Source organism: Ensifer sp. CCNWLY38, from assembly GCF_037120565.1.
In the GTDB taxonomy this organism is placed as follows: domain Bacteria; phylum Pseudomonadota; class Alphaproteobacteria; order Rhizobiales; family Rhizobiaceae; genus Ensifer; species Ensifer adhaerens_H.
In genome coordinates this window covers 1-11,324 of record NZ_JBBBBO010000001.1, presented here as the reverse complement: position 1 = coordinate 11,324, position 11,324 = coordinate 1, and the positions used below count along the sequence as shown (strand labels likewise).

11 protein-coding genes and 1 tRNA gene are annotated in these 11,324 nt (G+C 59.8%); 5 read left to right on the top strand and 7 right to left on the bottom strand.

Annotation, left to right across the window (positions count from 1 at the left end; genetic code table 11):
- Nucleotides 1–95 precede the first annotated feature (95 nt).
- A complete protein-coding gene (locus tag V7S54_RS00065) occupies nucleotides 96–1,049 on the top strand; it encodes a lysylphosphatidylglycerol synthase domain-containing protein (protein WP_065372466.1) in 954 nt (317 codons plus the stop codon).
- Between the two features lie 57 nt (nucleotides 1,050–1,106).
- Here V7S54_RS00065 and V7S54_RS00060 read toward each other — a convergent pair whose 3' ends face one another.
- The 4 genes from V7S54_RS00060 to V7S54_RS00045 form a co-directional block, all read right to left on the bottom strand.
- Nucleotides 1,107–2,609: an AMP nucleosidase gene (locus tag V7S54_RS00060; protein ID WP_065372465.1), complete on the bottom strand. Its 1,503-nt coding sequence runs from the start codon at nucleotides 2,607–2,609 to the stop codon at nucleotides 1,107–1,109.
- A 327-nt stretch (nucleotides 2,610–2,936) separates the two neighbouring features.
- Nucleotides 2,937–3,113: a hypothetical protein gene (locus V7S54_RS00055; protein ID WP_176707511.1), complete on the bottom strand. Its 177-nt coding sequence runs from the start codon at nucleotides 3,111–3,113 to the stop codon at nucleotides 2,937–2,939.
- 77 nt (nucleotides 3,114–3,190) lie between these two features.
- Nucleotides 3,191–3,364, bottom strand: coding sequence for a hypothetical protein (locus V7S54_RS00050; protein ID WP_093232134.1), 174 nt, complete (start codon nucleotides 3,362–3,364; stop codon nucleotides 3,191–3,193).
- 305 nt (nucleotides 3,365–3,669) lie between these two features.
- On the bottom strand, nucleotides 3,670–4,011 hold the full coding sequence (locus tag V7S54_RS00045) for a DUF2147 domain-containing protein (protein ID WP_065372463.1): 342 nt from the start codon (nucleotides 4,009–4,011) through the stop codon (nucleotides 3,670–3,672).
- Nucleotides 4,012–4,607: 596 nt separating this feature from the next.
- On the opposite strand from V7S54_RS00045, the gene V7S54_RS00040 reads away from it, so the two are divergent.
- Entirely contained in the window at nucleotides 4,608–4,874 is a 267-nt protein-coding gene (locus V7S54_RS00040) for a sel1 repeat family protein (RefSeq protein ID WP_057252835.1), read from the top strand.
- A gap of 57 nt (nucleotides 4,875–4,931) precedes the next feature.
- Here the strand turns inward: V7S54_RS00040 and V7S54_RS00035 are convergent, their stop codons facing one another.
- The 3 genes from V7S54_RS00035 to V7S54_RS00025 form a co-directional block, all read right to left on the bottom strand.
- Entirely contained in the window at nucleotides 4,932–6,047 is a 1,116-nt protein-coding gene (locus tag V7S54_RS00035; RefSeq protein ID WP_065372462.1) for a pyridoxal phosphate-dependent aminotransferase, read from the bottom strand.
- A 127-nt stretch (nucleotides 6,048–6,174) separates the two neighbouring features.
- Nucleotides 6,175–6,552: a PilZ domain-containing protein gene (locus V7S54_RS00030; protein ID WP_058320279.1), complete on the bottom strand. Its 378-nt coding sequence runs from the start codon at nucleotides 6,550–6,552 to the stop codon at nucleotides 6,175–6,177.
- Between the two features lie 198 nt (nucleotides 6,553–6,750).
- The gene (locus V7S54_RS00025; protein ID WP_065372461.1) at nucleotides 6,751–7,107 is read right to left on the bottom strand and encodes a hypothetical protein; all 357 of its coding nucleotides are present in this window, start codon (nucleotides 7,105–7,107) and stop codon (nucleotides 6,751–6,753) included.
- A gap of 287 nt (nucleotides 7,108–7,394) precedes the next feature.
- Here V7S54_RS00025 and V7S54_RS00020 point away from each other — a divergent pair, with 287 nt between their 5' ends.
- The 3 genes from V7S54_RS00020 to V7S54_RS00005 all read left to right on the top strand — a co-directional run.
- Complete coding sequence (locus V7S54_RS00020) at nucleotides 7,395–9,635, top strand: caspase family protein (RefSeq protein ID WP_065372460.1); 2,241 nt, start codon at nucleotides 7,395–7,397, stop codon at nucleotides 9,633–9,635.
- A 236-nt stretch (nucleotides 9,636–9,871) separates the two neighbouring features.
- Nucleotides 9,872–9,961: transfer RNA gene (locus V7S54_RS00015), tRNA-Ser, on the top strand.
- 1,217 nt (nucleotides 9,962–11,178) lie between these two features.
- A partial coding sequence (locus V7S54_RS00005) for a porin (RefSeq protein ID WP_336408056.1) occupies nucleotides 11,179–11,324 on the top strand: 146 nt, incomplete at its 3' end.

Sequence of the window (11,324 nt, the reverse complement as noted above, 5' to 3'; positions counted from 1 at the left end):
GATTTGGAATGGGCCTTACATAACCGTTTTCTTGCACAGTTATCAGTGATAACCAACGTTCAATCTTGCGTTTCAACACGGGAAATCGAGACCTGATGACTTCGGATTGCGAGTCCGACCGGCGATCCTGGTTCGCCCGCAACCGGATGACATTGCTGTCGGCAGGTGCCATTGCGGCCTATGCGGCCTTCGTCGAATGGTTCTGGGGATGGCCGGCGCTGCTGCGGCAATGGTCCGAGATCGGCTTCAGTTCGGCAGTCTCGGCTCTGGTGCTGCTTGTCGCGACCTATTTCATTCGCTGCTATCGCATCTACGATTACTTCCCGAACGAAACGGCGGGGCGCTTCCTGCCGCTGTTTCGTGTCACCCAGGTTCATAATCTCCTGAACATCATGCTGCCGTTTCGCGCCGGCGAGACGAGCTTTCCGCTGCTGATGCGCTCGGAGTTTTCCGTGCCGCTTGCGCGCGGCACGTCCGCTCTTCTGGTGATGCGCCTGCTCGACCTGCACGCCCTTCTCGTCGTTGCGGCCGTCGGCCTCGTCATCGGCCGCGGATCGGCCGCCCTTTGGGTTGCGTGGCTTGCCGCGTTCGCCTCGCCGCTTCTCTTCTTCCTGCTGAAGGATCAAGTGATTGCGCTGGCGCGCCGGCTGTTGCCGACAAAGCTCGATGCCATCGTCGACGAATTGGAGGCGGGCGTCCCCGCCAACGTTGTCGCGTTCCTGCGCGTCTGGGGCATGACCATGCTCAACTGGGCGGTCAAGGTGCTTGTCCTTGCCTGGGTGCTGGCCTTCATGGGCGTTGCGCCGCTGGCTGCCTGTTTCGGCGGTGCCCTCGGCGGCGAACTCTCCTCGGTGCTGCCGATGCATGCGCCCGCTGGCGTCGGCACCTATCCGGCCGCGATCGCGGCCGGCGCAGTATCCTTCGGCGCTGGCGCCGATCGCGCCGGAGTGGAGCAACTCGCGGCCGCCGGCGTCAACGCACACCTTTTGATCATCGTGTCCGCGGTGGCGGGCACGATGCTGTCGATGGCGCTGGGGAGACGGCGCTGAGCAATTCCAGGAAAAGTGTGAAGCGGTTTTCGGTCCGGAATTGCGCAATTTCAATGGTTACTGGAACGAGGTTTCGTAGAAGCTTCTGAGCTTGCGGGAATGCAGCTTCTCCGGCGGCATGGCCGCAAGCTTCTGCAGCGCAAGGATGCCGATCTTCAGGTGCTGGCTGACCTGTGTTTTATAGAAGGCGGTCGCCATGCCCGGCAACTTCAACTCGCCATGCAGCGGCTTGTCCGACACGCAGAGCAGCGTTCCATAGGGCACGCGGAAGCGGAAGCCGTTGGCGGCGATCGTCGCCGATTCCATGTCGAGCGCAATGGCGCGGGCCTGCGACAGGCGCTTGACCGGGCCGCGCTGGTCACGAAGTTCCCAGTTGCGGTTGTCGATGGTTGCGACGGTTCCGGTGCGCATAATCTGTTTAAGATCGTAGTCGCGGTAGCCGGTGACCTCGGCAACGGCGTCCTGCAGCGCCACCTGCACTTCCGCGAGCGCCGGCAAGGGAATCCAGACCGGAAGGTCGTCGTCGAGAACGTGATCTTCGCGCATATAGGCATGCGCGAGCACGTAGTCACCAAGGCGCTGGCTGTTGCGAAGACCGGCGCAGTGGCCGAGCATCAGCCAGACATGCGGGCGCAGCACGGCGATATGGTCGGTGATCGTCTTGGCGTTGGACGGGCCGACGCCGATATTGACCATGGTAATGCCGCCGTGCCCTTTTTTCTTCAGGTGATAGGCGGGCATCTGCGGCAGCCGTGCGACTGTATAGTCGGTCTCCGGCTTGTCGGCGCCGGCGGGCGTGGTGATGTTGCCGGGCTCGACGAAGGCCGTGTAGCCGTTGCCGCCTTCGGCCATCTGCTGGCGGGCCCAGGCGCAGAACTCGTCGATATAGAACTGGTAGTTCGTGAAGAGCACGAAGTTCTGGAAGTGCGTGGCGCTCGTCGCGGTGTAATGGCTGAGCCGCGCCAGCGAATAGTCGATGCGCTGGGCCGTGAAGGGCGCTAGCGGCGAGGGTTCTCCGGGACCCGGCTCGTAGGAACCGTTGGCGATCTCGTCGTCGGTCGTCGTCAGGTCAGGCGCATCGAACAGATCGCGCAGCGGAATGTCGATGGTGTTTGCCACCGATGCCTCCACATGGGCGCCCTCGCCAAAGGCAAAATGCAGGGGGATCGGGGTCGCCGATTCCGAGACGGTGACGCCGAGGCCGTGGTTCCGTATCAGGTGCCCCAGCTGCTCCTTCAGATAGTGCCGGAAAAGCTTCGGCCGGGTGATCGTGGTCGTATAGACGCCCGGCGCGCTGACATAGCCAAAGGACAGACGGGAATCGACGTGTCCGAAGCTGCTCGTCTCGATGCTGACCTGCGGGTAGCAGGCACGATAGCGGGTGAGGGGCTCGTCGGTCTTGCCCAGGCCCTCGAACGCTTCGCAGAGGAACCGGGTATTGCGCTCGTAGAGCGCCTCGAGGCAATCGACGGCAGCCGCAGGATCGTCGAAGTATTGCGGCTCGAAAGGCTCAGGCGTTGCAACGGAAAGGACGGAGTGTGAAGAGATTCGCTTGTTCATGTCGCATTATAGGCTGCGACTTCTGACAAGCAAACGACAAGATGTTGGCGCGCGCAACTGCATCGCGATGGGTGTGTCGATGGGTTTAACGCCCTCCACCAGCCAGGGCCAGAGCAGCGAGGCGGCGATATCGACGCCGCCATCGGCGGGCATCGGTGCTGACAAGGGCCTGTTGTGGTGAAAGCCACTGCAGTGATCTTAGCGTATCTTAAAAGACGCGCCACGCTGCAGGTGCGAGAGGACGGGAAAGCGGCGCCAAGCACAAGTCGGAAAGAACAAAGGGGCGTGCGCGCCCCTTTCATGCAATCCGATCGGGTGGCCCCCGCCTCAGGTCATCGATTGACGCTGCAGGGTGACGAAGAGGACGAGGCCCGCGCCCTGTTTGCCGATGCCGGCACCGTTGGCCTTGGAGTAGGCAAGCGCTCCAACCGGTGCCATCAGCAGGCCGGCCAGTGCAAGCACGCGCAGCGAGAGAAACGCGGATGTCGAAAGAGCGTTCAGCATGTTCGTTTCTCCATCAGATCACGAGGTGATCGGTCTCACTTGGCGGCGGAGCAGGGCGTAGCCCGTCTCGTCCCGGGTTAGAGTTTGGCCTGGCAGTATTGCGCCGTATGCGCGGTGCAATCCGTCAGCGAACCGAGATAGGTGTTGGTGCGGCGACGTTCGGTGTCCGCGCTGACGGCAGCGGCGAGAGTTACAGCGAAAACGACCATCAGAAGGCTGATGATGGTGAGGCGCCGAGCAAGGATATCCATGGTTCTGTCCGTTGTTTGGAGGCAGGTTCAAATCGATTGAGTGTGTTTTCGCACACCCAAACTGAATTGATGCTGAGATGTCCGTTCATCTGGCGTTCATCTTCGGTTGCATGGGGAGCCGCGCTGCACGGACCGGGAGATCGAGACCGGTCGCGATCACAGTGGGTGCGCAAGGAAGAGCCAAGGGGGCGGCGCTGCGAGCGGTCGCGTGACAGCGCTAAGTCCATGGACCACACATGCAAAAAGGGCAGCCGATGGCCGCCCTTTCAATTCGTCAATCTGTCCGGTGCCGCCGTATCGCGCGCTTAGAGGCGCGTCCAGGTCTGTGACTTGCAGAGCACTTTCAGGACGCAGCCCTTCATCTTCAGCGAATTGCCGTTGACGGAGCCAGAACCGCTATAGGTCTTGTCGGTATCCGGATCGGTGATTTCGCCCGAATAGCTGCCGTCGGTACCGGCGAGGTTGCCGATGCGCTTGCCGGCATGCTTGCCGGTCTTCAGCGTCACGCAAAAGGCTCCGCCACAAGGCACAATCTCCGCGGTCGCGCCGCTTGCGGTTTTCCAGTTGCCGACGATCGGTTCTGCCGCTGCCGCCGTCCCGGCAATGCCAAGGGCGAGCGTCGCGGTCATGAGCAAGGTACGTAACATTCCAGTCCTCCAGATCGAGGCTGCCGGCGTGGTCCGCTCCGCCGGCAGCTTTAGATGTCCTCGTATGCAAAAAAGGCAGTCTCCTCACTGCCGCGCGCAAGATAGCTTACGCGCACGTAAAGGTAAACAAGCCAAACGGCGGCCTTTGCTGCTTTTTCTTGGCCGTTTCGAGCAGGACAAAATCTAGGAAATCCTGGCGGCTCTGCCACCGTCGATCTTTTCGTGGTTAGCGTTTGGTTGAAATCGGCAGTTGAATTTTTCGTAAATTTTGAAGCGAATGCGCCGGATTCCCGGACTTCCGATGTTTAACAAAAACTCAAGTTTACCAAGCGTTTGAACTTTGTTTGTCGCAAATTAAGCATGCATTTTAAGCGCGCATTGAAGCCCGTGCTGCATAGTGAAGCCATAAGACGAGCGGACAAAAACGCTCCGAAAAACCACCGAAGACGACGCCGCAAAAGACGGTGCGCTCCGGAAAGGCCCGCAAAGAGGCAAGGTCGAACAGGGACCAAAACAAGTGCTGATCTGGAGCATGGTCCGCCCCAAACGGGCGGGCCGCTTCGGAAGAACCAACCAGGCAAGACAGGGACAAGACAATGGCACGCTTTGATATGCAGATTGCTTCGGATGCCGCGATGGGTGGTGACAACCAGGCGGAAATCTTCTGTGAAATGGGCCTGGCCTATGCGACCGGCCACGGCCGCCCGGTCGATCTCGTCGCCGCCCACAAGTGGCTGAACATTGCCGCGATCAAGGGCTGCGACCGTGCCGTCGATCTGCGCGCCGATCTGGCGATGACCATGAGCAAGGCAGATCTCGCCGCAGCTCTGCGCGCCGCTCGCGAATGGATGACGGTTCACTGAACCAAATGAGCGGCACCCAGAGGGGCGCCGCCCAACAGCCGGACTCTGAAAGCTGGATCAGGCCAGCTTTTTCAGAACCTCGGGCAGGGCGGCCTCAAACAGGGCCATCTCCGCTTCCGGTCCGGTGCTGACACGGATGCAGCGGTTAAGGGGCGCCACTCCCGGCATCCGGATGAAGATGCCATGGTTGTTCATCAGGGTATCGACGATCGCGCGGGCATAGACCGCATCCCGGCCGCAGTCGATCGCCACGAAGTTCGTGGCCGAGGCGAGCGGCGACAAGCCGTTCTCTGTGCCGATCGCAGCGATACGCTGGCGAGAGGCCGCAATCTTAGCCGTCACTTCTTTCAGATACTCCTGGTCCGCAAGCGCGGCGATCGCCGCAGCGACACCAATCCGGTTCATGCCGAAGTGGTTGCGGATCTTGTCGAATGCCTGCGCCGTGCCCGGCGTGCTTATGACGTAGCCGACGCGCGATCCTGCAAGCCCGTAGGCCTTCGAGAAGGTGCGCGTGCGCACGACGTTCGGGCGATCGATCAAGGCATCGATGGCCGGCAGGGATTCGGCCGGCGCGGTCTCGCAATAGGCTTCATCCAGGATAAAGAGCGTTGTCTCCGGCAAAGCCTTGGCGAATTCGATGATGCGCTCGGCCGGCCACCAGCTTCCCATCGGATTGTCGGGATTGGCGAAATAGACGAGCGGCGCATTTTCCCTTTTCACGGCCGCAAGCAAGCCGTCGAGATCCTCCTGGTCGCCGGCATAGGGCACCGTGACCAGCCGGCCGCCATGACCGACAACATGATAGTTGAACGTGGGGTAGGCGCCAAGCGATGTGACGACCGGCATACCCGGCTCGATCACCATGCGGACGATCTGGCCGAGCAACCCGTCGATGCCTTCACCGATCGCGATGTTGGCCGGGCTGATGCCGAGGCGGGCCGCAAGTGCCTGCTTCAGGTCGTGGTTTTCCGGGTCGGCGTATTTCCAGGTTCCGCCGGCTGCTTCCCGGATCGCCGAAAGCACGCTTTCGGCGGGACCGAAGCCGCTTTCGTTGGCTCCGATTCGCGCGGCGATCGGGCGACCCCTCTGGCGTTCGATGGCCTCCGGCCCGACAAACGGAATTGTTGACGGCAGGGATTGGATGAGTGGCGTGAAGCGAGAGAATGCGGACATGCTGAATAATGGGCCCTGTTCGAATAACGTCACGGGGAACTTATCGCATGCTTTGACAATTCGGAATCATTCCCACGAGAAAAGCTGCCGGAATTCCGGTGCTCTTCGTTTCACGCCGATTGTCGGACTACAGCCGTGGCTTTGCGTTCTTGACCTGCCCGGTGAAGAACTCTTGCCGGATGATCTCGCGCAGCAAGGTCTGCTCGATCGGCTTGATGAACTGGACACCGATGCGTTCACCGTTGCGATAGACCTCGGCGCAACCGATCCTGAGCGGCGTGCCGACGATATGCAGATAATAGTGTTGCGGCAGGCCGATGTTGGTGTCGACGGCAAAGCTCGCGCCGCCACGCGATATGTCGATCATCCGACAGGACCGCACGGAGACGCTGCCGAGCCCCGGCTGCACAGCTGTCAGCGTGCCGGCGTGCCCGATGGAGAACCGCTCATAGCGCCGCTCGTAAAAAGGCGAGGGGACGCAGGAATACATCGTCTGGTTCTGCATGCGTCATTCTCCGCCAGTGCCGGGTCGGACGGTGCGATCACTTTCTGAACGCATTCCTTGACCCCGGACAATTCATTTGTCCCACATTGTATCGGTGGGCGATTTCCACCGATGCTAGAATCACTTTTACATGAGAAGCTTGCAATCCCCTGAAATCGATCACTAAAAATCTAATGTCGCGCGGCGTGCTTTGAAGGTTCAGATCCCGCCACTTGAAAATTGCATGCGGATCAGCCGGCGCAGGAAGTCCGGCGAGAGCAGCATATTGAAGCGCACACCAAGCTCTGCGCCTTCGCGATAGACCTGCGAACAGCCGATTTCCTCTTTGAACCCCTCGATTTCCAGGAAAAAATGTTTGGGTATCTGGATTGCCGCGTTGAAATCGAGCATCGCGCCGGCGATCGAGATATGGCGCAGCAGGCATTGATATTTGGTCTTCGCTTTCAGGTGCTGGCCGATGACGAGGATGCGGCAGGGCCGCTCGATGAAGTAGTGCTGATGGGTCGTCGCAAGCTGGCCGGGTTTTCCTTCCGCGACATGCATCTTCATGGACATGACAAGCTCCGAGACCGATAGCCTTTCGCAACTTCCGGCAACGTTGTCGTCGATGGAATCGACGGCCGTGCCGCTATCGTGTTTCAGCTAAGCGCATCGACTTGCTTCGACCTTGTGCCAGCCACACGCGTGTCACGGAATAAATTATGACGCGTGCGCACATTGAAAGCCCCCACCTCATACGTAATACTTTCGTCAGGCATGACCGGGACGCCCGATGTGGTGATTCCGCGGGACAGATGGGTGAGGGCAGCGTCCGTCGTTCAAGCCGGGCAAGGCGAAGAACGATGGTCGGTGCCGGAGGGAAGGGCGTGTTCATGGGGCATTTGCGGCATTGGCTGCCGATCTCTATTCTTTGTATGGCGTTGTTTGTGTCGGCGTCCGATGCATGGGCTGCCAAGCGCGTCGCACTGTTGATCGGCAACGAGAAATATGAAGCAACGTCGCCGCTCAACAACCCCGCAAATGACGTGGAACTGATGAAGGCCTCCTTCGAGGAGGCCGGTTTCGATTCCGTCACGACGGTGCACGACGTTAGTCGCCAGGACATGGTCAAGGCGTTGCGCGACTTCGAAGATCTCGCAACCGGCGCAGAAGTCGCGATCGTCTATTATTCCGGCCACGGCATGGAGATGAATGGCGAGAATTTCCTGCTTCCCGTCGATGTGCAATTGAAAACGGACAAGGACGTGGAGGACGAGGCGATCGGGCTCGACCGGGTTCAGCGTTCGCTCGAAGGCGCCACCAAGCTCAAGCTCGTCATTCTCGATGCCTGCCGCAACAATCCCTTTGAACAGAGCATGACACGCTCGATCTCGACCAGGGCGGTTTCGCGCGGGCTGGCGCGTGTCGAACCGGAATCAGCCGACCTGCTCGTCGCATTTGCCTCCAAGGCGGGCACGGTCGCGCTCGATGGGGAGGGCAAGAACAGCCCCTTCGCCACTGCACTCGCCAAATACCTGACCGAACCCGGTGTGGATGTCCGCATTGCGCTCGGTAAGGTACGCGATGAGGTAGTGTCGGTGACCAATCGCGGCCAGGAGCCGTTCGTCTATGGGTCGCTCGGTGGTGCGCAGATCTTCCTCAATATCAAAGAGGTGAACATCAACATCACCAACAATGGCGGCCAACTGTCGCCAAACAGCCAATCGGAGGCGGCCGCCGACTGGCAGAACATCCGCGACCTCGCCGACAAGGATCTGCTGACCGCTTTCCTGGCCAAGCATGGATCGGACCCGGTCTATAAGATGCTCGCCGAAAAGAAGCTGAAGCTTTTGACCGAAGCCGAGCAGACGTCGAGCGTGACGCCTGACGAAATTGCCTGGGAAGCCTTGAAACAGTCGACCGATGCGGCGGCGCTGACGCGCTTCATTGAGCGCTATCCTGACAGCAAGTACAAAGCCGAAGCCGAGCAGCAGATCGCGGCGCTCGAGCCGCAAAAGGGTCTCAATGTTTCGCCGACCGGTAAGGACACCCAGGCCTCGCGCGATTGTTATCTGCTGGCGGGCGAGCCGCAATCGATGCCGGGATTCCTCGGGGTCAACTTCCTGAAGCTCGATTCCGAGCGGGCTTTGACCGCCTGTGCTCAAGCGGTCAACGAGAACCCCGACGATATGATGCTCGTCAACATGCTGGGCCGGGCGCAGGATGCCGGCCGCAATTATGTCGACGCGCGGCGCAATTACCGGAAGGCGGCCGACGGCGGCAACATGTATGCGCTGACGAATCTGGCTTGGTTCTCAGTCTATGGGACCGATGGTCCGGTGGACGTAGACCAGGGCAAGCGCATGTTCGAGGAGGCGGCGAGAGGCGGCAACGCCTACGGCCAGGCGTCGCTCGGCTGGCTCTATCGCGAGGGTTACGGCGGCATCGCGCAGGACTATGCCGAGGCTGCCCGGTGGTATGAGCAGGCGGCCAATCAGGGCTATGCCAACGCCATGGCAACGATGGGTTGGTTCTATCGGGAAGGGCTCGGCCTACCCAAGGACCTGACGCAATCGCTGTCCTGGTACAAGAAAGCAGCTGAAAGCGGCGACACCAACGCCATGTCGTCACTCGGATGGGCCTATCAGAACGGGCTGGGGACGGAGCAGAACTACGGCGAGGCCAAGGTCTGGTATGAGAAGGCGGCCAATATGGGCGACGCCTACTCCATGGCATTGCTCGGCTGGTTCTATGATATCGGCAACGGCGTCGCACAGGACTACGTGCAGGCCCGTACCTGGTACGAGATGGCGGCGAATGCCGGCAGCGCCTACGCCATGGGCAATCTGAGCCGCCTTTATGATTACGGCCTCGGCACCAAGGCCGACGCAAAGGAGGCGGTTCGCTGGGCCGCAGCGAGCATCGAGGGCGGCGACCCGGCCAAGCTGGAAGAATTGCGAACGCAGCCCAACAACTTCACCCCGGCGTTCCGCAAGGAAATGCAGGCGCTGCTTAAGGACCGCGGCTACTATGGCGGACCGATTGACGGCGACTTCGGTGCCGCCACGCAGCAGGCGATCGAGCGCCTCGCCCGCAAATCGTAGGGCGTGAGAGGCAAGACTCGCGGGCTTCGGGTTTTGTTTCTCGCGCGTGTGAGAATCAGTGCGACGGCACGCGTCGAAACGGTCCCGGCGTTTCCGGCTTTGCTTAGGGAGTGGCTTGTTGCTACCCCATACGTTTGCGGCTTGCCGGCCAAGCCCACACGAAAATGAGAGGAATTGCCGGAAACCGACAAAAAAATCTTGCATTGGCCGCTGAGTGACACTAGTCAGGCGCTAACGGAGAGGTGGCCGAGTGGTCGAAGGCGCTCCCCTGCTAAGGGAGTATACCGGAAACGGTATCGAGGGTTCGAATCCCTTCTTCTCCGCCACTGTTCTTTTGGGTCACAGGCGGCCCCAACTTCTTCTAAGTTTTCAGTGATTTGCGGACAGCCCTAATGAGGGGGCTTGTTGCTGCTGTGACCCAGAAATGTTTTGGGACACCTTGGGCTAAGATTCCAGAAGACGATAAAGGCTGTCGGCCAGATGTCTGCCCTTCCGGGTTAGGGAGGCGACCTTTGACGTGAGTCCTCGCTGTACTCCTCCAGCCTGACCAATCCGCACCCAGGCACGTTTGCCCTTTCGAAGTCTTGCTCCGGTTTAGATCAATACCGGACCGAGTAGGCGTATGAGAGTGAATGGCGATTGGTTACGGGGGCAGGAAGGTCCTCCGGTAGGCCCACGAGGATTGCCCGTTTGGTGCAGAGGAACTCGATGGACTGATCTTCGGCCTAAAGACCTCGAAGGAACTCAGAGATGAACTGACTGCTCTAGCGGCGGCTTATCCCAACATCTCACTGATGGAGGCTCGCCGCGAGCCCTTCAGTTTCGTTCTGCATATTCACCCTACGCAGCCTCTTTCAGTATCCTAAAGACGCTCGCACGGCTTATTCCTACCGCGTTCACTATCTCGGCTGCTGTCTTACCCTCTGTTTTCAGCTTCAGCACCTCTCTCTCTGCCTGGCTGGCATCAACCGTCGCCCGAGATCTCTGCGGGCCGCGTCCGTCGATAGACGTTCTCTTCCTGCGGGTGCAGGCCACGATTCTCACTGAACCAGAATCAAGGATGCGTTTCGTTTGCGAATCTCGGCATTGATTCTGATGAATCTTTGGATTGCGAACGGTCCGTCCTGTTCTCATTTCCTGGAGCGAATGCTGTTTTAGCCGCGTGCTGCGGAGGTGGAGTCGGTGTTTGTGGCCATCCTTTCCCCTATTTTGGGCAGCTTTCTGCCTCTTTCTGAAACAGGCTGCGTCTGTTTCCCTTATGCTAAGCCCCTGCCACCAAAGGCTTTTCTTAATGCTTTGTTAATTTTCTTCCGGGGTCTGCGGCGATTTTGTGTCGTTTCAGCAACAGGGTTCGGCGAAGGGCGATGCAAAGCACATGATCTCGCTAGTTGGACATTGCGCCAATGATCCGGTCTTGTATTTTCAACTCCGGAAGCAAGGGCGGTTGATCGTCCGACTTCTTGAACGTTGGGGATGGGGCAGGGAAAGCTGTCCTTCAGCAAAATACCCAGACCCGTTTGAAACTTTTGACTGGAGGTCAGAAATGAACATCAAGAGCCTTCTTCTCGGCTCCGCTGCTGCTCTCGCAGCAGTTTCCGGCGCACAGGCAGCCGACGCAATCGTCGCAGCCGAGCCGGAGCCCATGGAATACGTTCGCGTTTGCGACGCTTTCGGCACTGGCTACTTCTA

What these genes read in the sequence shown, in the direction of transcription:
- V7S54_RS00065 (WP_065372466.1), top strand. Translation starts at nt 96, where the DNA reads ATGACTTCGGATTGCGAGTCCGACCGGCGATCCTGGTTCGCCCGCAAC.
- V7S54_RS00060 (WP_065372465.1), bottom strand. Translation starts at nt 2,609, where the DNA reads ATGAACAAGCGAATCTCTTCACACTCCGTCCTTTCCGTTGCAACGCCT.
- V7S54_RS00055 (WP_176707511.1), bottom strand. Translation starts at nt 3,113, where the DNA reads ATGCTGAACGCTCTTTCGACATCCGCGTTTCTCTCGCTGCGCGTGCTT.
- V7S54_RS00050 (WP_093232134.1), bottom strand. Translation starts at nt 3,364, where the DNA reads ATGGATATCCTTGCTCGGCGCCTCACCATCATCAGCCTTCTGATGGTC.
- V7S54_RS00045 (WP_065372463.1), bottom strand. Translation starts at nt 4,011, where the DNA reads ATGTTACGTACCTTGCTCATGACCGCGACGCTCGCCCTTGGCATTGCC.
- V7S54_RS00040 (WP_057252835.1), top strand. Translation starts at nt 4,608, where the DNA reads ATGGCACGCTTTGATATGCAGATTGCTTCGGATGCCGCGATGGGTGGT.
- V7S54_RS00035 (WP_065372462.1), bottom strand. Translation starts at nt 6,047, where the DNA reads ATGTCCGCATTCTCTCGCTTCACGCCACTCATCCAATCCCTGCCGTCA.
- V7S54_RS00030 (WP_058320279.1), bottom strand. Translation starts at nt 6,552, where the DNA reads ATGCAGAACCAGACGATGTATTCCTGCGTCCCCTCGCCTTTTTACGAG.
- V7S54_RS00025 (WP_065372461.1), bottom strand. Translation starts at nt 7,107, where the DNA reads ATGTCCATGAAGATGCATGTCGCGGAAGGAAAACCCGGCCAGCTTGCG.
- V7S54_RS00020 (WP_065372460.1), top strand. Translation starts at nt 7,395, where the DNA reads ATGGTCGGTGCCGGAGGGAAGGGCGTGTTCATGGGGCATTTGCGGCAT.